Consider the following 23,843-nt stretch of genomic DNA (forward strand, 5'->3'; position numbering starts at 1 on the left):
CTCCTTTCAAAATCATGCGCGAACTCAACTCGCGCTTCTGTTCCGGTATATGGGGCCACAATTTTCAGGTTCAAGGGCGCAGGCGTTACCAAAAGTCTTTCGCATGCCTTGGATCATTTCCTGCCTCTACATTCCTAATCGCGCTAAAAAAACACATCGATCAAGCAAATCGAGCTAAGCGTCAGGATTGTCAGCCCAGAACAAAACACTGTATAAATAACCAGACCTAAAGCCTGGGAGCGACCTTCATGCTCGTGCACCTGTCCGTACATAACTACGCCATCGTTGAACATCTGGATCTCGAACTGGATCGCGGCATGAGCGTAATCACAGGCGAGACCGGCGCCGGCAAGTCGATCATGCTCGACGCCCTGGGCCTGACACTCGGCGACCGCGCCGACAGCGGCGTGGTGCGCCCCGGCGCCGATAAGGCCGATATCCTGGCCACCTTCGACCTGGTGGACATTCCCGAAGCCGAGGCCTGGCTGGCCGAGCGCGACCTCAATAATGAAGGGCCGTGCATTCTGCGCCGGGTGATCACCGCCGAAGGGCGCTCACGCGGTTACATCAATGGTACGCCCTGCCCCCTTGGCGACCTCAAAGCCCTGGGCGAATTGCTGATAGATATTCACAGCCAGCATGAGCACCAATCCCTGCTTAAAACCGACACCCATCGCCGCTTGCTCGACGAGTACGCCGGCGCCACCGAACTTGCCCGTCAGGTTCACCTGGCCGCTCAACGCTGGCGGCAGACGCGCCAGGAACTGGAACGCCTTTCCAATTCCGGCGACGAGCAACGCGCTCGCCACCAACTGCTCAGCTATCAACTCGAAGAGCTGGAAAGCCTGGGCCTGGGCGAGACCGAACTGGAGCAGCTTGAGCAGGAACACAAGAACCTGACCAACGCCGAAACACTGCTGGGTATCTGTCGCCAGGTGATCGAGCAATGCAGCGAAAGCGATTCCGGCAATGTGCTTAACGCACTGACGGCGAGCCTCAATCGGCTGTCCAGCGTGAATAACGCATCCAGCTCACTGAGTGAAGCCACCACATTGTTGACCAGTGCGCAGATCCAGGTGGAGGAAGCGGTCGGCGAGCTGAATCGCTTTCTGGATCATTTCGATGCCGACCCGGCGCGCCTGCAGGAAATAGAAGAGCGCCTGGACACCATCTACACCCTGGCGCGCAAGCATCGAATCCAGCCAACCGAAGTGGCGGCGATGCAGCAAAAACTGCTGGATGAAATCGAGACCCTGAACGCGAACGACGAGTCCATTGAACGCCTCGGCGAAGAACTCGCCTCCTTCGCTCGGCATTATCAGGAAAAGGCTCGCGAGCTGAGCGAGCTTCGCCAGCAGGCCGCCACCCGCCTGGCCGGCGCCGTGGAACAGGAAATCCAGCGCCTGGGCATGCCCGGTGGTCGCTTCACCATCCAGTTGAACGCCAACACCAGCCATGAGCTGCAACCCCATGGCCTGGAACAGGTGGAGCTGCTGGTCAGTGCCAACCCGGGGCAACCGCTCAAAGCCCTGGCAAAGGTTGCCTCCGGCGGCGAGCTTTCACGGATCAGCCTGGCCATCCAGGTCATCACCGCGCAAACCTCGCGCGTACCGACACTGGTGTTTGACGAAGTGGACGTAGGTATTGGCGGGCCAACTGCAGAGATTGTTGGCCAGTTGTTGCGACGCCTGGGGGATCGAGGCCAGGTGCTTACGGTGACGCACTTACCGCAAGTGGCAGCCCAAGGGCATCAGCATTTGTTCGTGCACAAGGTGCGAGGCAGCGACGCGACGCGCACGGCCGTGTCCAAGCTGAACAAGTCGGAGCGCGTGGAAGAAGTGGCGCGGATGCTTGGCGGTATTGATTTGACCAAGGAGTCTCTGGCTCATGCGAAGAAAATGGTCGTCGCCGCGAAGGCTTGAGGCGAGCATTTTGCTTCTTATATAAAGCACGAAGGCGACCCTAGGGTCGCCTTCAATCGTTTCGCAGAGCAACTCTGCGTCGATTTTTACTTTTTCTTACGGATGTACAGCACCAGATTATGGTCGACCAAATCGAAGCCATGCTCCTCAGCGATCTTATGCTGCAGCGCTTCGATCTCAGGGCTGGTGAACTCGATTACCTCATTGGTATCCAGGTCAACCATATGGTCGTGATGCCCGCCGTCGGCCAATTCAAACACTGCATGACCGCCGTCGAAATTATGACGAACCACCAGCCCTGCGGCTTCAAACTGGGTCAGGACACGGTAAACCGTGGCCAGGCCGACGTCTTCATTAGACTCCATCAGCGCCTTGTAAACGTCCTCGGCACTCATGTGGCGCTGCTCAGCAGAATCGAGCATTTGTAGAATCTTGACTCGGGGCAGAGTCACTTTGAGACCGGCTTTGCGTAGTTCGCTATTTTCAACCATGGTTAGCTTTCTCGCGGATGCTGCTTCGCAGCTTCTCTTAATACGGGTATGATCGGCGTTTACGTTGTCCCAGCCAAGATAGTGGAAGTCGCCCACCGATGCAAAACACCAAGCTCTTGCTAACCAGTTTCACCTTTGTGGGACTGCTCGCACTCGCCGGTTGTTCATTCCCCGGGGTTTACAAAATCGACATCCAGCAGGGCAATGTCGTCACGCAGGACATGATAGACCAGTTACGCCCGGGAATGACCCGACGGCAAGTACGGTTTATCATGGGCAATCCCCTGCTGACCGACACTTTCCATGCCGATCGCTGGGATTATCTCTACAGCCTCCAGCCTGGCGGCGGTGAGCGCCAGCAGGAGCGTGTCAGTGTCATCTTCAATGGCAATGACCAGCTTGTCAGCCTATCCGGTGACTTCATGCCCGGCGTAAGCCGCGATGAAGCGCTGATGGGCAAGGACAGCGGTACCAGCGTGACCGCCCCTGCACAGGAAGCCGAGAAGCCAAAATCCGAGGTGCCGGCCAAGCCAGGCTCCTTGCTGGACCAGATCCAGAAAGACGTCGATGGCGTGGAAACCGTGCCAGTCCCGACGCCACAGCCTCTGGACACCAGCCCGCAGTAACAAGGCGACACTCAACAAAAAGCCCGGCATGCCGGGCTTTTTGTTGTCTGCTAATTTATGAGCTTTGCTGCCTGGCCTTCGCCGCTTTGGCCGCACGCTGCCTGCGCACTTCCTTGGGATCTGCCAGCAACGGCCGGTAGATTTCAATTCGATCACCTGGCTGCACCACAAGCGTATCAGCGTCTGCAACCACCTTACCGAAGATTCCCAATGGGCATTCAGCCAGTTCCAACTGCGGGAATTGCTCAGCAATCCTCGACATGTGCACTGCCGCCCTCAGGCTTGTGCCCTCCGGCACCGCCACCGCCAGTAACACTTGGCGCTCAATGGCGGCATGCACCACTTCAATGTCAACCATGCAGCTGCTTGGCTCGCTGGCAGAATGCATCCACCAGCGTATTCGCCGCTTGGTTGAATAAAGGTCCCAACGTCGCCCGGACAATAGGCCCGGCGTAATCGAACGACAGATCCAGGCTGATCTTGCAGGCCTTGTCCGTCAGCGCCTTGAATACCCATACCCCATGCAACTGGGTGAACGGCCCCTCCTGCAGATTCATCTCGATGGATTTTCCAGGTACCAGCACATTGCGCGTAACAAAATGCTGACTAAGCCCACCCTTGGCTACGCCGACGCTGGCCACCATGTACTCATCACCGCCCTCCAACACCTCGGCAGTAGAGCACCACGGCAGGAATTCCGGGTAACGCGCCACGTCGTTGACCAGGTCATAGAGCGCCTGCGCGGGATAGGGCAGCAGGGCCGAACGTTGAATATGCGTCGTCATGTGAGCGTTATTTCCACAGCTGAGCGGGCAAACATCGCGAAAGAACAGCCAGATCCGCGAGAGAAAAAAACCAAAGAACTGCCGGCATTGTCCGGGATTCATCGAACACGCTCAAGCACGCAGGTTGACCGTAGCCGACTCGCTCGCAACTCCCTATAATGCCGCCCCTATGGCTAAACAAAAGAAACACCCCACAGGGACCATCGCGCAAAATAAAAAAGCGCGACACGATTACTTCATCGAACATCGGTTCGAGGCTGGTCTGGTCCTGGCCGGCTGGGAAGTAAAGAGTCTGCGTGCCAGCAAGCTGCAGCTGGTCGACAGCTATGTGCTGCTCAAGGATGGCGAGGCATGGCTGCTTGGCAGTCATATCACCCCGCTGACCACCGCGAGCACCCACGTGATTGCCGACCCGGTGCGCACGCGCAAGCTGCTGCTCAACGCCCGCGAGCTGGAAAAACTCGCTGCGGCAGTGCAACAGAAAGGCTACGCCTGCATCTGCTTGTCCTGGTATTGGAGCAAGCACCTGGTCAAGTGCGAAATTGCGCTGGGCAAGGGCAAGAAGGAATACGACAAGCGCGATACCGAACGCGAGCGCGACTCCAATCGCGAATTGCATCGCGCGGTGCGCAACAAGGGCAAGGAAGAATAACCTTGTGACCCTGTAGCCTCGGGCAACCCGCCCGAGGCTACATGCCTTTACGTCGCTCCGCCCGGGCTACGCGCTGAACCTCCTGACGCACCTCCTCCAGCACTTCCTGCACATACAGCAGGTGACGTGTTGAAATTTCGCGCGCCTGCTCAGCGCGCCCTTCGATAATTGCCAAATACAGATCGCGGTGCTGACTGATCAGCATGTCGCGGGTTTCGGTGCGCTGCTGATACATGCCGCCAATGTTGGTCACCACGTTACGCTTGAGCAGATCGAACAGCCCACGAATGGTGTGCAGCAACACGGCATTGTGGCTCGCTTCCGCAATGGCCAGGTGAAACCGCGCATCGGCGGCCCCCTCTTCTACGCGGCTCACCTCGTCGACCCGCGCATAGCAATCCTGCAACGCCTCGAAAGCCGCCGTCAGCCGCTCACGGTCAACTTCCGTCGCTCGTAGCGCTGCGTAGTAAGCGCAGGAAGCTTCCAGCGTCTGGCGAAACTCCAACAGATCCCGCTGCGCTTCCGGGTTGTTTTCCAGCAAATGCAACAGAGGGTCGCTGAAGGTAGACCCCAGGGATTCCACCACATAGTTGCCACCGCCTTGACGACTGACCAACAACCCTTTGGCCGCCAGCTTCTGGATCGCTTCTCGCAGCGATGGCCGTGACACGCCAAATTGCTCAGCCAAAGCACGCTCGGCCGGCAAGCGCTCGCCCGACTTCAACGTGCCCTCAAGGATCATGCCCTCAAGTTGCTCGACGATATCGTCAGACAAACGGCGCTGACGCACCTGATCAAACCCCATAACCCACTCTCCGCCATCCCGACCACTCGCCGGGGCTTCTATTCTGGCCTATCGCCGCGCTCGCGGCACCTATCAGAACGCCTTCGATTCATCCCATCAGAACAGCCACGCCCGGCTGTACGACCAAAGTTTCGCGGGCGGCAAATTGACACACCCCCAACAAGCCTCTTAATCTAGCCCACAGCGACTGTAAATTGGTATTACCAATTATCCAAGCCATACAAACAACAACAATCAGGGGCCACCCCATATGCAAACCTGGCAACAGCTCTACAGCCCTCTCGGCAGTCTCGGTGTATCCGCACTGGCCGCCGTTATTCCTATCGTGTTTTTCTTCCTGGCCCTGGCCGTGTTCCGTCTCAAGGGGCACGTCGCCGGCAGCATCACCCTCGCGCTGTCGATCCTGGTCGCCATCTTTGCCTTCCAGATGCCGGTAGACATGGCCCTGGCCGCCGCCGGCTACGGCTTTGCCTATGGTTTGTGGCCGATTGCGTGGATCATCGTGGCCGCAGTATTTCTCTACAAGTTGACAGTCAAGAGCGGTCAGTTCGAGGTCATCCGCAGCTCGGTCCTGTCGATTACCGATGATCAACGCTTGCAGGTGCTGCTGATCGGCTTCTGCTTCGGCGCGTTCCTCGAAGGTGCGGCCGGTTTCGGTGCGCCCGTGGCAATCACCGCCGCATTGCTGGTCGGCCTGGGTTTCAACCCGCTCTACGCCGCCGGCTTGTGCCTGATTGCCAACACCGCCCCAGTCGCCTTTGGCGCGCTGGGCATCCCGATCATCGTTGCAGGCCAAGTCACCGGCATCGACGCGTTCAAGATCGGTGCCATGACCGGCCGCCAACTGCCGCTGCTGTCGTTGTTCGTGCCCTTCTGGCTGGTGTTCATGATGGACGGCCTGCACGGCGTTCGCGAAACCTGGCCCGCAGCCCTGGTGGCGGGCCTGAGCTTCGCCGTCACCCAATATTTCACATCCAACTTCATCGGCCCGGAACTGCCGGACATCACCTCGGCACTGGCCAGCCTGATCGCCCTGACCCTATTCCTGAAAGTCTGGCAGCCCAAGCGCAGCGCCGGCGCGCAGATCGCCGGCGCCACCTCGAGTACAGCGGTTACCGCCAGCGCTGGCGGCTTCGGCTTGCCGCGCAACACCGTTGTTTCGCCGTACAGCCTGGGGCAGATTTTCAAGGCATGGTCGCCGTTCCTGATCCTCACCGTGCTGGTCACCATCTGGACACTCAAGCCGTTCAAAGCGATGTTCGCCGCAGGCGGCTCGATGTACGGCTGGGTCTTCAACGTTGCGATCCCGCACCTGGACCAACTGGTGATCAAAGTCGCACCGATCGTAACGAACCCCACCGCCATCCCGGCCATATTCAAGCTGGACCCGATCTCAGCAACCGGTACCGCGATTTTCTTTTCGGCGCTGATCTCGATGGCAGTCCTGAAAATAGACTTCAAAACTGGTCTTACCACTTTAAAAGAAACCTTCTACGAACTGCGCTGGCCAATTCTGTCCATCGGTATGGTGCTGGCCTTCGCCTTTGTCACCAACTACTCGGGCATGTCCTCCACCATGGCCTTGGTCCTGGCCGGCACCGGCGCTGCCTTCCCCTTCTTCTCACCTTTCCTCGGCTGGCTTGGGGTTTTCCTGACAGGCTCGGACACCTCGTCCAACGCACTGTTCAGCTCGTTGCAAGCGACCACCGCGCACCAGATCGGCGTTAACGACACCTTGCTGGTAGCGGCCAATACCAGTGGTGGCGTGACCGGCAAAATGATTTCGCCGCAATCCATCGCCGTGGCCTGTGCGGCGACCGGCCTGGTGGGCAAGGAATCCGATCTGTTTCGCTTCACCCTCAAGCACAGCCTGTTTTTTGCCACCCTCGTCGGGTTGATCACTTTGGCGCAGGCGTATTGGTTCACCGGTATGCTGGTGCACTGAGACCTGCATGCAATAGGGTAAAAACCGACGCCGGACACCGGTTCCGGCGTCAGCTATTTCTGGAGGACCGATGAGCCTGCCTGCAGCATTCCTGAGCGACGTCGCACAACTGATTCCGAAGGATCGGCGTTTTGACGATCCACTTTCCACCCTCGCCTTCGGCACTGATGCCAGCTTTTACCGACTGATCCCACAGTTGGTGATTCGGGTTGAGTCGGAGGACGAAGTCGTCACATTGTTGCAACTGGCCCAGCGCGACCACGTTCCCGTGACCTTCCGCGCCGCAGGCACCAGCTTGTCCGGCCAAGCCATCAGCGACTCGGTGCTGATCGTGCTGGGTGATCAGTGGAATGGCCGCGAAATTCGCGGGCAAGGCCTGCAGATCCGCCTGCAACCGGGCGTAATCGGCGCCCAGGCCAACGCCTGGCTCGCGCCATTCGGGCGCAAGATCGGGCCGGACCCGGCGTCAATCAATGCCTGCAAAATCGGCGGCATCGTCGCTAACAACGCCAGTGGCATGTGCTGCGGTACGGCACAAAATACCTACCACACCCTGGCCGGCATCCGTCTGGTGCTGGCCGACGGCAGCCGCCTGGACACCGAAGATCCCGCCAGCGTCCAAACTTTTCGTCAGACCCACGGCGCGCTGCTCGAACGCCTGGCGACACTGGGCCGCGAAACGCGGGCAAATGCCGAACTTTGCGCAAAGATTCGCCACAAATACCGTCTGAAAAATACCACTGGCCTGTCGCTCAATGCCCTGGTGGATTTCGATGACGCACTGGATATCCTCAGCCATCTGCTGGTGGGCTCCGAGGGCACGCTGGGGTTCATCAGCGCGGTGACCTACGACACGGTGATCGATCACCCGAACAAAGCCTCGGCGCTGATCGTGTTTCCGGATGTCGAGACCTGCTGCAACGCGGTAACCGTGCTGAAAACCCAACCGGTCTCGGCGGTTGAGCTGCTGGACCGGCGCAGTCTGCGCTCGGTCCAGGACAAACCGGGCATGCCGGCGTTCGTACAGCACCTGTCGAACAATGCCTGCGCGCTGTTGATCGAATCCCGCGCTGCCTCCCCTTCATTACTGCATGAACACATGGCGATGATCATGGCCTCCCTGGCAGCGTTTCCGGTGGAGAAACAGATCGACTTCACCGAGGACCCACTGGAAAACGCCCGGCTCTGGGCGATCCGCAAGGACACCTTCCCCGCCGTAGGCGCCGTGCGCAAAACCGGCACCACCGTCATCATCGAAGACGTGACCTTCCCGGTCGAACAACTGGCGATTGGCGTTAACCGTCTGATCGAACTGTTCGACAAACACCACTACGACGAAGCCATCCTTTTCGGACACGCGCTGGAAGGCAATCTGCATTTCGTCTTCACTCAAGGCTTCAACAGCGCGGAAGAAATCGCACGCTATCAGGCGTTCATGGACGACGTAGCACAGCTGGTGGCGGTTGAATTCGGCGGCTCGCTGAAAGCCGAACACGGCACTGGCCGCAACATGGCGCCTTTTGTCGAGCTGGAATGGGGCAGTGACGCCTATCAATTGATGTGGCAGCTCAAGCGCCTGCTGGACCCCGACGGCATCCTCAACCCGGATGTGGTGCTCAGCGCTGACCCGCAGATTCATCTCAAGCACCTCAAGCCCCTGCCCGCCGCCGACGAGCTTGTGGATAAGTGCATCGAATGCGGCTTCTGCGAGCCGGTGTGCCCGTCCAAAGGCCTGACCTTGAGCCCGCGCCAGCGCATTGTGATCTGGCGCGATATCCAGGCTAAACAACGCGCCGGCGTCGACACCACCGAATTGGAAGCGGCCTACCACTACCAAGGCATCGACACCTGCGCCGCCACCGGGCTATGCGCCCAACGCTGCCCTGTTGGCATTAATACCGGCGACCTGGTGAAAAAACTGCGCAGCCGCGATGCCGACCGTACGAAAACCGCCGAATGGCTCGCCACCCATTTCGCCACTGCGCTGCAAGGTGCGCGCTTTACCCTGCATGTCGCCAACGGCGCGCGCCTGCTACTGGGAGCGCCGCGCCTGGCGAAGTTATCGGCCACCGTCAACCGGCTGTCCAAGGGACAAGTCCCGCTATGGACCAACGCCATGCCGCAACCGGAAAAAGCCATTCGCTTCAGCCCGGCCGTCACCGACGAGCGACCACGAGTGGTCTACCTGGCGGCCTGTGTCTCACGCGCCATGGGCCCGGCGGCGGGGGATAAAGAGCAAATGTCGCTGTACGACAAAACCCGTGGACTGCTGGAAAAAGCCGGTTACCAGGTAGTCTTTCCCGACCATCAAGACAACCTGTGCTGCGGCCAACCCTTCGCCTCCAAAGGCTATGCCGAACAGGCAGAACACAAGCGCCAGGAACTGCTCGGCGCCCTGCTCCACGCCAGCCGTGGCGGCCTCGACCCGATCTATTGCGACACCAGCCCGTGCACCCTGCGCCTGATGCAAGACCTGGGCGAGACACGCCTGGACCTCTACGACCCGGTACGCTTTATCCGCACCCACCTGATGGACCGCCTCGACTTCACGCCGCAGGAAGCACCGATTGCCGTCCATGTGACCTGCAGCACCCAGCACCTGGGTGAAAGCCAAGCGCTGATCGACCTCGCCCGACGCTGCGCCAAAACCGTCGTCATCCCCGAAGGCATCCACTGCTGCGGCTTTGCCGGCGACAAAGGCTTTACCACGCCAGAACTCAACGCCCACGCACTGCGCACCCTCAAGGACGCGGTGCAACATTGCAGCGAAGGCATCTCCACCAGCCGCACCTGCGAGATCGGCCTGAGCCAGCACGGCGGCATCGATTATCACGGTTTGGTATACCTCGTAGACCGCGTGACCCAGGCCCGCGCCCATTAGCCTGCAAAAAAACCGAACCCCTGCGCGCCGGCGTAGTCATCTGCATAGGCCTCGACAAACGAGGCTCATCAGTGATGTCGCTGGCAGGCCCCCAACGCCGGCAGCGTCGAGCCCAATTGTGCAAGGAGATACCCTATGAAGCGTTCCGCTCTTGCTGGCTTGTTCATTACCGCTGCGATGCTGGCATCCCCTGCTTTTGCGGCCGGTGATAAAGACCTGTGCCAGATCAACCTGGACAAAATCAACAACGGTAAAGCGCTGCTCGCCACCGACACCAGTGGCAAAAGCGGCGAAATAGACACCGCCGTCTCCCAAGCGAAAGCAGCCAGCGCCGCCGGCGATCACAAGAAGTGCATCGAAATCACCTCCAAGGCCCTGCAAGACCTGCAGAACGGCGACAAAGGCGGTCAGTAAGCGATAGGGCCGACCTTCGGGTTGGCCTTTCGTGAAGGTTTGGCGTACACTACACAAGCTTGTCACTCACTAGAAACAACGAGTTACAAGCACGGGGCCGTTTAGGATTCGACGCCGGTCGCGAAACTTTAGGTGCATGCCGAGTTGGTAACAGAACTCGTAAATCCACTGTTGCAACTTCTTATAGTTGCCAATGACGAAAACTACGGCCAGGAATTCGCTCTCGCTGCGTAAGCAGCCTTAGCCCTGAGCTTCTGGTACCTTCGGGTCCAGCAATCACCAGGGGATGTCTGTAAACCCAAAGTGATTGTCATATAGAACAGAATCGCCGTGCAGTACGTTGTGGACGAAGCGGCTAAAACTTACACAACTCGCCCAAAGCACCCTGCCCTTCGGGTCGCTGAGGGTTAACTTAATAGAAACGGCTACGCATGTAGTACCGACAGCGGAGTACTGGCGGACGGGGGTTCAAATCCCCCCGGCTCCACCACTTCAACGAAAAAAGACGTCCATGGACGTCTTTTTTTGTGCCTGAAATCCAATGAATACAGGGGTTTCGGCGCCTTCGGGGTCTTGGGAGAATTTCTGAGTTCCAGGCGCTTTGGTATCCCGGACTACCAAATGTCATTTTCAGGATACCAAAACGGTGCTGGAGGTAGCCCCCATGCCTACTAACGCAACCCGCCTCTCCGATCGCCAGCTCAAGGCGGTCAAGGCAACTGGTAAAGACTTCATCCTCAGCGACGGCGATGGCTTGCAGCTTCGAGTACGCGCCAGCGGCTCGATGATGTGGAATTTCAATTACCGCGAGCCGTTGACCAGAAGCCGTATCAACATGACGCTTGGTCCATACCCTGACCTCTCGCTAGCCAACGCCCGGAAGAAAGCTGCGGAGGCACGTGAACTGCTCGCTTTGGGTACTGATCCCAAAACCCAGCGTGATGAGGCAAGGCAAGCCAAACTTGCTGAGACTGAGCACACTTTCGAGAAGGTGGCCACCGCCTGGCTCGAGCTGAAGAAAGACTCCGTAACCAAAGCCTACGCCGAAGACATTTGGAGATCGCTGACGCTGCATGTTTTCCCAAGCATGAAAACAACGCCCCTCTCTCAAATCACTGCTCCAATGGTTATCAAGATCCTTCGCCCAATCGAGGCCAAAGGGAGCCTCGAAACCGTGAAACGATTGAGCCAGCGATTCAACGAGATCATGACCTACGGGGTCAACTCCGGGCTGATATTTGCGAACCCTCTCAATGGAATTCGGGCGGTGTTCAAGAAACCCAAGAAAGAGAACATGGCTGCGCTACCACCTGAGGAGCTTCCCGAGCTCATGATGGAAATCGCGAACGCCAGCATCAAGCGCACGACCCGCTGCCTGATCGAATGGCAGTTGCACACGATGACCCGCCCTGCCGAAGCAGCCACCACACGATGGGCAGATATCGACTTCGACAAGCGCATTTGGACCATTCCGCCAGAGCGCATGAAAAAGCGTCGGCCGCACACAATCCCCCTTACCGATCAGGCATTTTCGTTACTGGAGACGCTCAAGCAACTCAGCGGCAACAGAGAGTACGTATTCCCCTCAGATAGCCACGGCCCCACGAGAAGATGCTTTCTGACACAGGCACTGCGCCGCGCTCGATAAGATCGTCAGTAGTTATTGGCGGGTAAACGACGGCGATGCTAATCAAATTTGAAATTGGAATGGTGGAACGAGGTGGCTTCAAGAATGAGCGAGAGAACCCTCCGATCGGCGCGATCAAAGATCGCTGGATCGGAGGGTTTAGCGGGAAAAATAAAGTCTCAAACGTTAATTAGCGTCTCAAGCATTGAAACTCGTTGGTCGGGATGCAGCAGCTTCACGAAGGTTGAGCAGAGTCTGCTGCAAACGCAGCAGAAAACCGGCCTCGAATGCCTCCTGAAAGTCCCCTGGACGATGACGTTTTCGATTCTGCGACAACGCCCACCTTAGCGGTAGTGATGAGCCTTCGAGGCAGGTCTCAGCACACCGAGCGCGATGCAGGTAATCCAGGTGATCCAAATTGCAAACGGAGCGCCATCAATACGATTAGCGTACGGAAGGAAAACGCTATGCACGTTCGAGAGCTTTGGTATCAAGCCGCTGTATTACATTGAACAAAAACATGTAAAGACCTAAATATCCTTGTTGAGCTTCAGCAAGCGTCACATCCGCGTGAACTCCTTTTGACGCAATATCGTTAAGCTTTTTTGCAAATGTTAATAGGTGATCTAATTCAGCACGAAGGAGATCTGTTGATGTTGATCGCTTGAATTGTACATGAACAAACTCATGCAGCCGATTCAAATACTGTTCATCCCCCATCTTACGTTCAATACCATCATTACATCTAACAACGCTTTCACTTGCTGGATAGAAGTAATCCGCGACAGATTTTAGCGCTCTCCGAACTTGCGTTAGTAGCAATGAAAGATCCTCTGATGAATCAGAGCTTATTAGCTGATTCGCCTTGTGGATTTTTTGATAAACGTCCCCTGATTTAGATCGAAAATAGTTAAGCACGTCATTTTGCATTTTTTCCAGATAGCTTTTTGTCGTAGACTGAATAGCCAGTTGACGTTCCATCTGAATGGCGAAGTTCAAGCACTTGTTCAGAACACTAGTTTTAATTATATTTATCGATTTTATACGCAGCCGAAACTCACTTTTTATGGACTGATACCTATCTGTAAAGGCAGCGCTATCATACTCTCCCATTGAAGCCGGGAGAGCTAAATCATTGATAGATTTTTCACATTGGTCAAGCTCAGCTGGAAAGTCTCCAACAGAAACAATTAGCACTCTCTTGGTATCATCCCCTACCGCCGTTGCCCCATTTGGACCAAAAGGCAAGGTTCTGGAATCTAGCCATCTCTCTGCTGACTGAGACATCAAATAGCTGAACGCCTCCTCTTTCAAATGCGACACGTCCTCGTATAGAACGCGCGACACCTCCACCCGATCTTCAACGAGATCTCTCAAAAAAAGAGCCGTACTCATATGGTCATTTAGATGTCTAGACAGCCGCAGACTGGCGCGTACCGCCTTATCAACATCACCATTTTCGACATGATCAAATATACGAGTGACTAACTCCGACGGGACCATATATTTTTCCTTGCTTTGCCTTTGCCGCATCAACGAGATGCGCCAGAGCTGTAGTATATCGAACTAAAGTGCCAGCCATTTTCCCTGACTCGACCATAGACGATACTCAATCCCTACGGAGAACGAAAGCATCGCGGATGTTATCCGCAAGACGAAGAGCGGACAGGAATCGAACTTCGTGGTCATGCTTAGGTTGATAGAACCGCTCGATAATCAGAAATCGAGGTCGGGGGCGCCCTGGAAGGGGCGTAGCAGGAAAAAGCCTGCCCCCGATAGTGACGTTGGAAGCTAACCGTTGCCGCCCAACTCAAATCCTGCGTTTGCCAAGGCTCTCATTCAGCCATAGCCGAATATGGCTAATAAATTTCAGTAAGCCTTTGCATTTCACTCGCAAAAACTGAGTTGCTCCATGGGTGGTACCTTGGGTAAAGCACGTCACCCAGAGCGAGAGTCGTGCTTAGCGCTTGAGCCCAAAGGGGTGAGGTCTAGCTCGGGATACCACCGTATGCAGCGTCACGAGAGGTAAATTTAGACGATAACTTATCCCAAAGCCGCGCTCTTATCTCTACGAATATCTGACCGATCAGGACTCAAGCTTCGATGATATTGGATAGCTCCCTAAATGTGACGCAAGCCTCACAGCCCGTCTGTAGAGCCCCATACGCAAGGAGAGAGAGGTAGCCAGTGTTCACCTGCACGCCTACGGGAATCGTGCAACGGCTTGCTCTATGGCGGATGAGTATCAAAGTTCCCATCGCAAACGATCTCCGCTCTCTAGCTAATTCTTGACCGCGGCCTGCTCCGTTGCTTCCAGAGTCCCACCAGAACTGGGCAAGCGTCTTGACCGCCACAAACACAATTTCGTTGAAGAAACCTGATTTTTGACTGAAAGTAGTGGCATTGTGCATCCACGTAGGACTGATTAGGGATCGCGAGGATATGACGAGAGTGTCGTTATCTTTCGGAATGGTCAGACCTTGAGCCGTACCAGTTCAAGCGAAGCAAAAAACACCTGAAAGCTAAGTTTTGAGCTGTCACTGGAAAACTTACGTTAGGCGTGTGATCTATTGGTTTAAAGTTAAGGATAATATATGCAAATTACAGGGGATTACACCAAAGCATTCTTGAAATGCCAGCATAAGTTCAGGGGTTTGGTTTCAGCTTTTAAGTCTACGAAATTTGTAAAAGAAAAAAGATTCGATCATTCCTTTCTATTTAGGAGTGGTTATCGTGAATTAATGCTGGAAGCTAGATCAACCTTGCACTACTCAATGTACTCTGAGTATCTGCAATGGGCGTCATTTCATGTAAAGCATCAACTCCCAGAATTATCCCGCTATCCGACAGGCTATGATGAACTAGAGGGTTTAGCGAGAAAGGCACCTATAGTTTCAGTTGACCAGGAAGTTTATTGGATAGTCGCCAGAATAAATGAAGACTGTGCAGTAATTAATACATTCAGAAAGATAGCTACGCATGTCGAACAATATATTCTCGAAGATGATGCCTTAGGTGGCATAGAGTTTTTAAAGCAGCTGGAACTGATGCTCGGAGCGAGCTTTTGGTCCGTTCAGCTCAGAATTGCTCTAGAAAATATAGCTGGAGGACTTGAAGGGCAAAAGAAATATACTTCAGAAGTTAGATCCATATATCGAAGCGGACTATTAAATTTCATAGCTTACAATACTAGCGTAAGAAATGAGGATCGAGTAAGCATTCAGAAATACTCATTGGATATTAAGCAGAGAATCGACAATCACAGCAAGTACGATGATTCTGTAAAAACCTACATGCATCATCGAATAATGGGTGATTGGTCATCGGATAGCGACAAAATCGCCGACGTGCTTCGTGTTGAGCAAAGTCACTCATTGATTGATGTTTATGAGACATTTATTAGTTTATTGCAGTACTCGCTGCGCGACGATGTAAGCATTAGCGTAAAAGCGCTAATGAAAAGCGCCTTACTCCAAGTAAAAAATATAGAAGATTTTAGACTCGAAAAAGCTCGCTTATTGTATGGATTACCTTCGAGTTGTAAATCATTAGAATGCAGAGACAGCAGACTACCTGAAGCTCTTTGTTCAGGAGATATTTTGCTGGCGGCGAAATTATCTCGTTTTTGTTTGAGAAATAAAAGTAACAAATTAGATGCGTGGAATTATATTTACTCGGGAGTGGCCTTTAGTTTCGGCAAGTCCGCCCCAAGAAGCACAACCATTAATAATACTCCATTATTAATCGCGCAACTGTTAAGGCAAGACGGGCAGTCGTCAACCGCCTATGCTAATTTGTTAAAGTTAGCAACGAATTTAGCCGGTTTGCCAAGCTATGCCGCAATCCGAACGTTTCTAGCGACAATTTACAGAATACGCCCGAATGAAAAGTGGCGATTTGATTTAATATCCATGAATACACCGACCATAGGGATTGAGGACAATGTAACTCCAACACGCATATACAATGCGCCAAATCTATCCGATTGTTGGGCGCAATTATTCAACCCAAGCACCTCGCCTATTAACCGCAGCAGCAGTACTCTCGCCTTATTTCAAGCGTGCGGCCTAATTGGCGCAGGTGATTATGACCCCGCCATTACCACATTAACTAGTTATCGCACTCTGTTCCCAAACGCCCTTCCAGCGCTAACTATTCCACTATTGCTAAATTCGTATTATTCAGCAGATATGCGACAGCATGTCATAGAGTTAATAGCTAACGAAGGTTCCCGAAACAGTAGCAGACTTGAATTGATACCAATTGAAAACACCATAGGCGACTATTATGTTCAAGATTACAACAGAATAACCAATTTTTTAATTGCGCCTATTGCGCTACATATGCTTTGGGAGAAGACTGAAAAAGATACAGTTGGGTCCAGCCTTCGATTTAAAACTGCTCAAGTAATCCGCCGTAAAGATGTCCAGGCTCCAGCAGCATTATACGAATTCAAAGAAACACTGGATCTACATATCCTTGTTTATTTTCTCAGGGAAGTTTGCGTACCAAATATCGTAGACCAAGCGAGAATTGTTAAAACAACTACAGAAATACTTCAGCAAAGGCAGGATACCTGCAGCGTGCTCCGAGAGCTAGACCCGGACCGAGCAGGTGATTATGAGGATGAAATTTTTGAAATAACTAATCGCCAGATAATGACCGCAGGGCAATGGATTGTAGATCGGACTAGAATTCACGTGGATGTATCTGCGCTCACTCGCTGGGCTACTCGAGAGCTTTCAGAAGATTTTTACCGGTACAGCGATCTGGCAAAAGTAGTCACCGCAATGGAATTTGATGAGGTAATGCGAGATATACTACTTGAAAATCAGATACCTATACAGTTTTCCGACTTCGATGAAGCAGATGCGGTGCTTTACTCTATGTTAGTTAAGCTGGCCTCTGAGTTTCTCAATAACTCGCTTTTTGGATTAGATTACTATTTAAGTAAAAGAATCAGACATCAATCATTTGTTGGTTTGATTCGTGGACCGCTTGAACTGCAGAACATTATCACAACAAAAGAAACTGGAAGTTCTGGATACAATAGAAATGACGCATGGTTAGATAAATTCAATAGCTGTGGACGTGATACAGTCGCGGCATTAGAAAAAATATTCAATAAATTTTCTTCGTCATTTGATGAAGCCTTGATTGAAACTAAAGATAAAATAATTCAAATAAAATCAAAGGAACACCCGCAAGGACTAGTTACATTTGAAATAACCCCGCAAATTATCCCCGTTGCCCGCATACTTTTTCAAGATGGTGACATGCCTGGCTTCGTCAAAACCTCTGTCGGACTTATGTGGGCACTGTTGGACAAGTCGCTTAGAGATGTGCGGGAGTACATCGGCGGCGAACTTAAACCCAACCTAACAATTGTGTTTGACGAGTTTCGAGCTCAACTTAAAAATCTAGTTGAGGGGAGAGCAGAGTATTATGAGTTGGGACGTGCCATTGGGGACAGCTCTGTGCAAGTTCAGATTGCGCTCGATGATGCAAGCAGCTGGTTTTCAAAGAACAATGATGTTGATGCGTTTCGCCGAACATTCAATGCGAGCCAAGCTGTATCTATATCCATCGAAGCCGCAAAAAAATGCTTAAGAAGCTTTGAGCCTGTGATAAGTATCGAACCAATCTCTACCGATATTGATGTTATGCCTAGTACTCTTGTATTCTTACATGATGTTCTATTTGTATCGCTGGATAATGCTCGCGTGCACTCTGGTCTTAAAATGCCGAAGGTTCGAATAGAAGTTGAACCTGACATCGAAGGTGAAAAGTTCGTAATTCGCACACAATGCCAAGCTAAACCGAGTGTTCGTATCGGAGCGGAAAAGAAACTTTCAGAGATCAGGGAAAAAATTGAACGTGGAGAATATGACACCAAAACGAAGACTGAAGGAGGTAGTGGTCTATATAAAATTGCTGCAGTGGTAAAACAGTCTGCCATGGGAGCAATCGAATTTGGATTCAACTCCTCTGGTGATTTTGAAATCGCCGTCACCTATCACTTTCTGGTTCAAGCTAGACAAGCAGAGGAGGCGTCTTGATGGAAACCAATCTCAAAATTCTACTGGTCGAGGATGAAACTCCGAAAATCACCCAGATTGAACTCTTTCTTAGGGGGCTTTGTATTCCGATGGATATACGATATGCGAAGTCCGTTAACTCAGCTCTAGATCTACTAGATGAGGAAATACCTGATCTAATGTTACTCGATATGTCTTTACCAACTATTGATGTGGATATCTGCGCCGGGGAAAGTGGAGGGAGGCCTCAAGGCTTTGGGGGGATCGAGGTTCTCCGATACATGGTCTTATCAGAGATAAGCTGTCCTACTATAGTTGTTACCGGCTATGAAGCATTTCCGCGCGAAGGAGGTGACTTAGACATTTCCCAACTTGGATTAGAACTTGAAATCGAATTTCCAAGAATTGTACAAAAAATTTTACATTATAATTCTACATATGAGATCTGGAAGAACGAATTAAGAGCTGCGTTTGAAAAATTCAAATCTGAGAAAGGGAACTCTTAATTGTGCGGATTCTAATCGCTGACGATCATCCCATACGCTACAAACCATTAGTTTTGGAGCTTGAGGCAATCGGCATAGATAAAACCAATATAGTGTATGCCATTAGTTCCGATGATGCACAAACCAAGTTAGAGCACGAGTTTTTTGATTTGCTCATTCTTGATATCTTGTTACCTCTATTCAACTATGATGATGATGTCTCGCATGAAAACTCCCTCGCGATACTACACCGAATTAATAACGACCTAACAATTATCAAACCTGGAAAAGTTGTGGGCATAACCTCGGACATCAAGGCGGCAGGAGCAGCAAGTGAAGTTTTTTCCGAAAGTACGTGGTCGATTATTAATTACTCGCAAATTGAAAATGAATGGATTCGAAAAACCGTAAACTGTGTAAAGTACATTAAGCAAAAAATCGATTCAACACCGGCCAGCACTTCAGCCACCTCACTTGTTGATTTGGCGATAATTTGCGCATTGGAGAGTCCAGAGTTTGACGCAGTTATGGATTTACCTTGGAATTGGGATGCCGCTCGCCCAATTGATGATTTAGTTTTTGTGAGAGACGGTTGGCTGTTGTCGAAAGGTAAAAAAATAACGGTTGTAGCGGCCTTTTCATCAAAAATGGGCATGGTTTCTACAGCTCTAAAAAGCTTCGCTGTTATTACAAAACTCAACCCTAAAATAATCGCAATGACCGGTATATGTGCCGGAGTTAAGGAACAGGTATCAATAGGCGATGTGTTATTCGCAGATCCGGCTTGGGATTTTCAAAGTGGAAAGCGGGTAAAGGATAGTGATAGTGTTACATTCTCGTTTGCACCACACCAACTTCCGGCAAATTATACAGTCCGCACACATATAGAACAACTTAGATCCAATCAAGACTTCTTACAAAGTCTTCCGGAGATTTTTGAAAAAAACTGCGAGTTTCGCACCAAGATTAAAATTGGTCCGGTAGCTTCAGGGTCTGCAGTTTTGGCAGACGGTGACACTATAAAAGAGATTAAAAAACAGCAACGTGAGTTAATCGGTGTTGAGATGGAAATTTATGGATTATACGCTGCAGCAATGGCGTCTAGTCCTCAGCCTAAATTCTTTGCATTAAAAGGTGTCTGTGATTACGCGGATCCTGACAAAGTGGATAAAGCTCAAAGCTATGCTGCCTTTGCGAGCGCTCGTGTGCTCCAGAAACTTTTTGAAGAATATGGTACTCGGTGTTTAGGAGATGCGAATGGGCGCTAATGTTCAGCAGTCGATGGATCACGCATGGCGTTACTTTGAGCTTCATGCTCAGCAGCGTATGTCGGTGTTCAATTTTTATCTAGCTATTTCTGGAGCAGTGGCTGCTGGGGGTGGGGTGTGCCTACAGCAAGGTGGTAAATTTGTTTTTGTGGCCTCTATACTCGGTGTATTTCTCTCATCAATCTCTTTCATTTTTTGGAAGTTAGATCAACGTGTTTCGGCAATGATTAAACGATCAGAAATAGCGTTATCAGCGCTCGAAAAAGCATCCTGCATTAAGCACGCGACGTTATTCGTAGATGATAGCTTAGAGCAGCGTAAAATACCGTACGGATTTCTTTCCACGTGGACGTATGGCCGATGTTTTAGAGTGTCTTTTAGCACTGTAGGGTTAGCCGGACTGATATTCGCAATAGTTCCGTTTTTGGTAGACTTTCCCGCAAAGTAAAAGGCTATGCTAGAAAACAAGCGGAGAAGGGTTTAAGACCTTTCTCCTGTTTGTTTTAAATAGGGAGTACAGCACTATTCGGAAACGCCGCTCTCAATGTAAGGTTTTCGTAACCATTTTTCATTTTTAACAAACGATGCTCGTTAAGAAAACCACAGTGGGCTGAACTTGTCCGCGAAGGTAACGGCATCGGCCATATTCTATACGCTGCGGTTATTTAACTTCCAAAAGAAACTGATAGTTTAGAGGCCTTCGTTATCACTAACGCCGGCATTCGCACAATACATTTAACTTTCGACTTGTCGTCGGGTGTGGCACCACGAAGTTGAGTCGCCAATGACAGCCTAATCGTCGCTTGCTGCCTGTCGTCACTGGCTGGAGCGTATCGCTGCCAAGGTCAGTTTTGATCGGTTCAGTGCCCCATCGAGTATAAACGAGGGCGAAGTAGAGAGTGATTTCATGAGGTATTCCATTTGGTATTCCACGGAAAAAAAGAAACTAAGATTAATCCAACATATCAATAAGATAGTGGATAGATTCAGATTACCCCGGCCCACCAATTCGAAGCATCGGCAAAACCCGCCTAGTGCGTTTTTTTGTTCTGGGGCTTAAAAGCCCGGCGGACAGACCTTCAGAATTTTCCTTCAACATGCAACGCCCTCGATGAACTGGCACAACTCCCTCCATCACGCTACCTTTCCCACGTCGCTGCTCATCAGCGACCGGCTTTGACAGGCCAAAAAGTGTAACCTTTCACACCCCTTGGTAAGACGGCATGCTCTACGCATTCCGCCTCGTTCATGGTGGCTGTGCGTGGGGCATCTTCGGGTGCGCCGGGTTCCTACACTTCCGGTCTGTCAACCCGCGTACAGCTGCCACCCAATCCTGTTTGACAGCAGGGGGCGGTAGCTCCTTAAACAGTGTGGGAGCTTCATCATGAAAAAGATCACCCCCAATCCCCCAACAACCCTCTTCACCCTCGCCCCAGACATCCCCGCCGAAACCCTCCTTATCCAAGCCAGTGAAACCCTCGCCTCGCTGAACGCCATGACCACCGATCTGGCCTTTGAACTGGAAGGCTCGCACCGCCAAAAGCTGCTGGGGGCTCAGCAACTGATCGTGCTGGGTGAGTTGCTGTTGGAGCGGATGCTGGACGCTCAGTTATTCACGATGCAATCCCCAGGCGCAAATCCATAAAACATCCCTGTCAGTTGAACAACCAACCCGTACCTGTGGCGAGCGAGCCCCCTCGCCACAGGTACGCTATTGAACCCCACCGCTCCGCCGCCTCCTGTGCCCCGTCAACTAACCGCTCATAGACCCCATCGATCAACCAGTCGCTAAGAGTGATTAGACGCCCGCAAAAAACACCGTTAGCCTCGCCTGAATCACCCGCCTATATAAGCGCCAGGGTATATACCCAACGTCGCCGCCGAGGTTTTTAGTGACAGATCAAATCCTGATGGATAGTTTTTCCCGCCGGGTCGACTACCTCAGGATGTCGGTGACCGACCGTTGCGATTTCCGTTGTGTGTATTGCATGGCCGAAGACATGGAGTTCCTGCCGCGCCAGCAGATTCTGTCGCTGGAGGAACTGTACCAACTGGCGCAGAGTTTCGTCGCGCTGGGCACGCGCAAGATCCGCTTGACCGGCGGTGAACCCTTGATTCGTCAGGGCGTGGTGGAGCTGTGCAAGCGCATCGCCGCGCTCCCCGGTCTGCGCGAGTTGTGCATGACCACCAACGGTTCGCAACTGGGCAAACTCGCCGCGCCGTTGTTCGATGCCGGGCTCAAGCGCTTGAACATCAGCCTCGACAGCCTGGACCCCGAGCGCTTTCGTGAACTGACGCGCACCGGTGACTTGGTCAAGGTGATCGAGGGTATCGATGCAGCGAATGCCGCGGGTTTTCAGCGCACCAAGCTTAATTGCGTGGTAATGAAAGGTCGCAACGATCACGAGATCAACGACCTCGTGGCCTTCGCCATCGATCGCGGCCTGGATATTTCGTTTATCGAAGAAATGCCATTGGGCGTGATCAGCGAGCACAGCCGTGCCGAGGCGTTTTATTCCAGTGCGCAGGTACGCGAGCGTATTGCCGAACGCTACACGCTGATCGACTCTGCAGAATCCACCCAGGGGCCGTCGCGCTATTGGCGCCTGGCCGAAGCGCCGCATATCCGCCTGGGCTTTATTTCACCCCACAGCCACAACTTCTGCGGCACCTGCAACCGTGTGCGCCTAACCGTCGAAGGCCGGCTGTTGCTGTGCCTGGGCAACGAGCATTCGGTCGACCTCAAGGCGGTGCTGCGGCGCTATCCGGGCGAACCGCAACGTTTGGAGCGCGCGATTTTGGAGTCGATGAAACTCAAGCCGTATCGGCACAATTTCACCCTCGACGATGAGGTGCAGGTGGTGCGCTTCATGAACATGACGGGCGGCTGACCGATCCGGTTTCAACCCATTGCACTAGGCTATTTCCATGATCGTCAGAGCCAAACCCAACCTGATCGGTGTATTGACGTCGCTCAAGGGCTCCGTGGCCCGGCGCATCGCACTGCGCAGCCTGCTGGTGACACTGCTGGCCTCGGTGATTGTGCTGGTGGAAACCCTTCATCCAGCCTACTTCTCCAAGGTCAACGCCACGCCGTTCACGCTGTTGGGCTTGTCACTTTCGATCTTCATGAGTTTTCGCAACAACGCGTGCTATGACCGCTGGTACGAAGGGCGCAAAGCGCTCGGCGCCATGCTGATGGATGTGCGCGCCATGATCCGGGAAACCCAGGTGATCCAGGACGCTCGCCAGCGCAGCGAGATCCTGCGCAACCTGTGCGGGTTCGCCCATGCCTTGAACGCCCGGCTGCGCCATGAAGACGAGCCCGGCGCGGCAGCCCCCTGGCTCGACACGCCGCCGCCAGCCAACACCCCGAATATCCCGGAAAGCATCGTCGGTCGCGTCACCCAACAATGTTCGGCGCTGGTCGAGTCCGGGCGTCTCAGCGAGTGGCGCTATCAGCTGATGGCCGGCCACTTGAGCAGCCTGACCCGCACGCAGACCATTTGCGAGCGCATCAAAAGCACCCCGCTGCCCTTCCCCTACACGCTGCTGTTGCACCGCACCAGCTACATGTTCTGCATCTTGCTGCCCTTCGCCATGGCCGAACCCTTGGGTTGGCTGACGCCGGTATTCACCGCTATCGTGAGCTACACGTTTTTTGGCCTGGATGCGATTGGCGACGAGTTGGAAGACCCTTTCGGCTACGACGAAAACGACCTGCCGACCAACGCCATCGTGCGCACCATCGAACGCGAAGTGCTGCACGCCAACGGCGCGACAGAACTGCCGCCTGTCCTTGAACCCGTCGACTGTGTACTGAATTGAGGCAGTACACAGGACGCATCCGACGTTACGCTCATGTCTTTCTCCAGCAGGCCGCCATCAATCGATTGCCATGAGG

At 53.1% G+C, this 23,843-nt stretch carries 19 protein-coding genes and 1 other RNA gene; 15 read left to right on the top strand and 5 right to left on the bottom strand.

Annotated elements, in window-relative coordinates:
- Positions 1-248 precede the first annotated feature (248 nt).
- Positions 249-1,922 (top strand): DNA repair protein RecN, encoded by a 1,674-nt coding sequence (gene recN, locus C4J84_RS21905; protein WP_124436087.1) that lies wholly within the window; start codon positions 249-251, stop codon positions 1,920-1,922.
- An 86-nt stretch (positions 1,923-2,008) separates the two neighbouring features.
- Here recN and fur read toward each other — a convergent pair whose 3' ends face one another.
- The gene (gene fur / locus C4J84_RS21910) at positions 2,009-2,413 is read right to left on the bottom strand and encodes a ferric iron uptake transcriptional regulator (RefSeq protein ID WP_003194220.1); all 405 of its coding nucleotides are present in this window, start codon (positions 2,411-2,413) and stop codon (positions 2,009-2,011) included.
- A 98-nt stretch (positions 2,414-2,511) separates the two neighbouring features.
- On the opposite strand from fur, the gene C4J84_RS21915 reads away from it, so the two are divergent.
- Complete coding sequence (locus C4J84_RS21915) at positions 2,512-3,039, top strand: outer membrane protein assembly factor BamE (protein WP_124364450.1); 528 nt, start codon at positions 2,512-2,514, stop codon at positions 3,037-3,039.
- Positions 3,040-3,094: 55 nt separating this feature from the next.
- On the opposite strand, the gene C4J84_RS21920 is transcribed toward C4J84_RS21915, so the two are convergent.
- Together C4J84_RS21920 and C4J84_RS21925 are read right to left on the bottom strand one after the other, a co-directional pair.
- Positions 3,095-3,397: an RnfH family protein gene (locus C4J84_RS21920; protein WP_124436088.1), complete on the bottom strand. Its 303-nt coding sequence runs from the start codon at positions 3,395-3,397 to the stop codon at positions 3,095-3,097.
- A complete protein-coding gene (locus tag C4J84_RS21925) occupies positions 3,390-3,824 on the bottom strand; it encodes a type II toxin-antitoxin system RatA family toxin (protein ID WP_124368388.1) in 435 nt (144 codons plus the stop codon). Before C4J84_RS21925 ends, C4J84_RS21920 begins: the two co-directional genes overlap by 8 nt.
- 169 nt (positions 3,825-3,993) lie before the next feature.
- Between C4J84_RS21925 and smpB the strand changes: the two genes are divergently transcribed.
- On the top strand, positions 3,994-4,476 hold the full coding sequence (gene smpB / locus C4J84_RS21930; protein WP_003176160.1) for an SsrA-binding protein SmpB: 483 nt from the start codon (positions 3,994-3,996) through the stop codon (positions 4,474-4,476).
- A gap of 37 nt (positions 4,477-4,513) precedes the next feature.
- Here the strand turns inward: smpB and C4J84_RS21935 are convergent, their stop codons facing one another.
- The gene (locus C4J84_RS21935) at positions 4,514-5,281 is read right to left on the bottom strand and encodes a GntR family transcriptional regulator (RefSeq protein WP_057725002.1); all 768 of its coding nucleotides are present in this window, start codon (positions 5,279-5,281) and stop codon (positions 4,514-4,516) included.
- 250 nt (positions 5,282-5,531) lie between these two features.
- Between C4J84_RS21935 and C4J84_RS21940 the strand changes: the two genes are divergently transcribed.
- From C4J84_RS21940 to C4J84_RS21960, 5 genes are all read left to right on the top strand, one after another.
- Positions 5,532-7,226 (top strand): lactate permease LctP family transporter, encoded by a 1,695-nt coding sequence (locus C4J84_RS21940; protein WP_124436089.1) that lies wholly within the window; start codon positions 5,532-5,534, stop codon positions 7,224-7,226.
- Positions 7,227-7,296: 70 nt separating this feature from the next.
- Entirely contained in the window at positions 7,297-10,107 is a 2,811-nt protein-coding gene (locus C4J84_RS21945; protein WP_124436090.1) for an FAD-binding and (Fe-S)-binding domain-containing protein, read from the top strand.
- 135 nt (positions 10,108-10,242) lie between these two features.
- Positions 10,243-10,521 carry a hypothetical protein gene (locus C4J84_RS21950; protein WP_124430529.1) on the top strand — a complete coding sequence of 93 codons (279 nt, stop codon included), beginning with the start codon at positions 10,243-10,245 and terminating at the stop codon, positions 10,519-10,521.
- Positions 10,522-10,614: 93 nt separating this feature from the next.
- Positions 10,615-11,011: a transfer-messenger RNA gene (gene ssrA, locus C4J84_RS21955) on the top strand.
- Between the two features lie 174 nt (positions 11,012-11,185).
- On the top strand, positions 11,186-12,169 hold the full coding sequence (locus C4J84_RS21960) for an integrase arm-type DNA-binding domain-containing protein (RefSeq protein WP_256660104.1): 984 nt from the start codon (positions 11,186-11,188) through the stop codon (positions 12,167-12,169).
- Positions 12,170-12,613: 444 nt separating this feature from the next.
- Here C4J84_RS21960 and C4J84_RS21970 read toward each other — a convergent pair whose 3' ends face one another.
- Positions 12,614-13,651: a hypothetical protein gene (locus C4J84_RS21970; RefSeq protein WP_124436091.1), complete on the bottom strand. Its 1,038-nt coding sequence runs from the start codon at positions 13,649-13,651 to the stop codon at positions 12,614-12,616.
- A gap of 1,091 nt (positions 13,652-14,742) precedes the next feature.
- Between C4J84_RS21970 and C4J84_RS21975 the strand changes: the two genes are divergently transcribed.
- The 7 genes from C4J84_RS21975 (at position 14,743) to C4J84_RS22005 (ending at position 23,767) form a co-directional block, all read left to right on the top strand.
- Positions 14,743-18,207, top strand: coding sequence for a hypothetical protein (locus tag C4J84_RS21975; protein ID WP_124430531.1), 3,465 nt, complete (start codon positions 14,743-14,745; stop codon positions 18,205-18,207).
- Entirely contained in the window at positions 18,207-18,692 is a 486-nt protein-coding gene (locus C4J84_RS21980; protein WP_124371903.1) for a response regulator, read from the top strand. Before C4J84_RS21975 ends, C4J84_RS21980 begins: the two co-directional genes overlap by 1 nt.
- A gap of 2 nt (positions 18,693-18,694) precedes the next feature.
- Positions 18,695-19,939: a hypothetical protein gene (locus C4J84_RS21985; protein ID WP_124371904.1), complete on the top strand. Its 1,245-nt coding sequence runs from the start codon at positions 18,695-18,697 to the stop codon at positions 19,937-19,939.
- Positions 19,929-20,387, top strand: coding sequence for a hypothetical protein (locus C4J84_RS21990; protein WP_124371905.1), 459 nt, complete (start codon positions 19,929-19,931; stop codon positions 20,385-20,387). The genes C4J84_RS21985 and C4J84_RS21990 overlap by 11 nt, the downstream gene beginning before the upstream one ends.
- Before the next feature lie 936 nt (positions 20,388-21,323).
- Positions 21,324-21,584: a DUF6124 family protein gene (locus tag C4J84_RS21995; protein WP_124430532.1), complete on the top strand. Its 261-nt coding sequence runs from the start codon at positions 21,324-21,326 to the stop codon at positions 21,582-21,584.
- 265 nt (positions 21,585-21,849) lie between these two features.
- A complete protein-coding gene (gene moaA, locus C4J84_RS22000; protein WP_372238194.1) occupies positions 21,850-22,830 on the top strand; it encodes a GTP 3',8-cyclase MoaA in 981 nt (326 codons plus the stop codon).
- Between the two features lie 37 nt (positions 22,831-22,867).
- Positions 22,868-23,767, top strand: coding sequence for a bestrophin family protein (locus tag C4J84_RS22005; protein WP_124436093.1), 900 nt, complete (start codon positions 22,868-22,870; stop codon positions 23,765-23,767).
- Positions 23,768-23,843 lie beyond the last annotated feature (76 nt).

This window comes from Pseudomonas sp. R11-23-07 (assembly GCF_003852295.1).
In the GTDB taxonomy this organism is placed as follows: domain Bacteria; phylum Pseudomonadota; class Gammaproteobacteria; order Pseudomonadales; family Pseudomonadaceae; genus Aquipseudomonas.

Bases quoted from the DNA above. Each gene is read 5' to 3' on its own strand.
- C4J84_RS21915 (WP_124364450.1), top strand. From the start codon at position 2,512: ATGCAAAACACCAAGCTCTTGCTAACCAGTTTCACCTTTGTGGGACTG.
- C4J84_RS21970 (WP_124436091.1), bottom strand. From the start codon at position 13,651: ATGGTCCCGTCGGAGTTAGTCACTCGTATATTTGATCATGTCGAAAAT.
- fur (WP_003194220.1), bottom strand. From the start codon at position 2,413: ATGGTTGAAAATAGCGAACTACGCAAAGCCGGTCTCAAAGTGACTCTG.
- C4J84_RS21980 (WP_124371903.1), top strand. From the start codon at position 18,207: ATGGAAACCAATCTCAAAATTCTACTGGTCGAGGATGAAACTCCGAAA.
- smpB (WP_003176160.1), top strand. From the start codon at position 3,994: ATGGCTAAACAAAAGAAACACCCCACAGGGACCATCGCGCAAAATAAA.
- C4J84_RS21950 (WP_124430529.1), top strand. From the start codon at position 10,243: ATGAAGCGTTCCGCTCTTGCTGGCTTGTTCATTACCGCTGCGATGCTG.
- C4J84_RS21920 (WP_124436088.1), bottom strand. From the start codon at position 3,397: ATGGTTGACATTGAAGTGGTGCATGCCGCCATTGAGCGCCAAGTGTTA.
- C4J84_RS21960 (WP_256660104.1), top strand. From the start codon at position 11,186: ATGCCTACTAACGCAACCCGCCTCTCCGATCGCCAGCTCAAGGCGGTC.
- C4J84_RS21945 (WP_124436090.1), top strand. From the start codon at position 7,297: ATGAGCCTGCCTGCAGCATTCCTGAGCGACGTCGCACAACTGATTCCG.
- C4J84_RS21925 (WP_124368388.1), bottom strand. From the start codon at position 3,824: ATGACGACGCATATTCAACGTTCGGCCCTGCTGCCCTATCCCGCGCAG.
- C4J84_RS21975 (WP_124430531.1), top strand. From the start codon at position 14,743: ATGCAAATTACAGGGGATTACACCAAAGCATTCTTGAAATGCCAGCAT.
- C4J84_RS21935 (WP_057725002.1), bottom strand. From the start codon at position 5,281: ATGGGGTTTGATCAGGTGCGTCAGCGCCGTTTGTCTGACGATATCGTC.
- C4J84_RS21990 (WP_124371905.1), top strand. From the start codon at position 19,929: ATGGGCGCTAATGTTCAGCAGTCGATGGATCACGCATGGCGTTACTTT.
- C4J84_RS21940 (WP_124436089.1), top strand. From the start codon at position 5,532: ATGCAAACCTGGCAACAGCTCTACAGCCCTCTCGGCAGTCTCGGTGTA.
- recN (WP_124436087.1), top strand. From the start codon at position 249: ATGCTCGTGCACCTGTCCGTACATAACTACGCCATCGTTGAACATCTG.
- C4J84_RS22005 (WP_124436093.1), top strand. From the start codon at position 22,868: ATGATCGTCAGAGCCAAACCCAACCTGATCGGTGTATTGACGTCGCTC.
- moaA (WP_372238194.1), top strand. From the start codon at position 21,850: ATGGATAGTTTTTCCCGCCGGGTCGACTACCTCAGGATGTCGGTGACC.
- C4J84_RS21995 (WP_124430532.1), top strand. From the start codon at position 21,324: ATGAAAAAGATCACCCCCAATCCCCCAACAACCCTCTTCACCCTCGCC.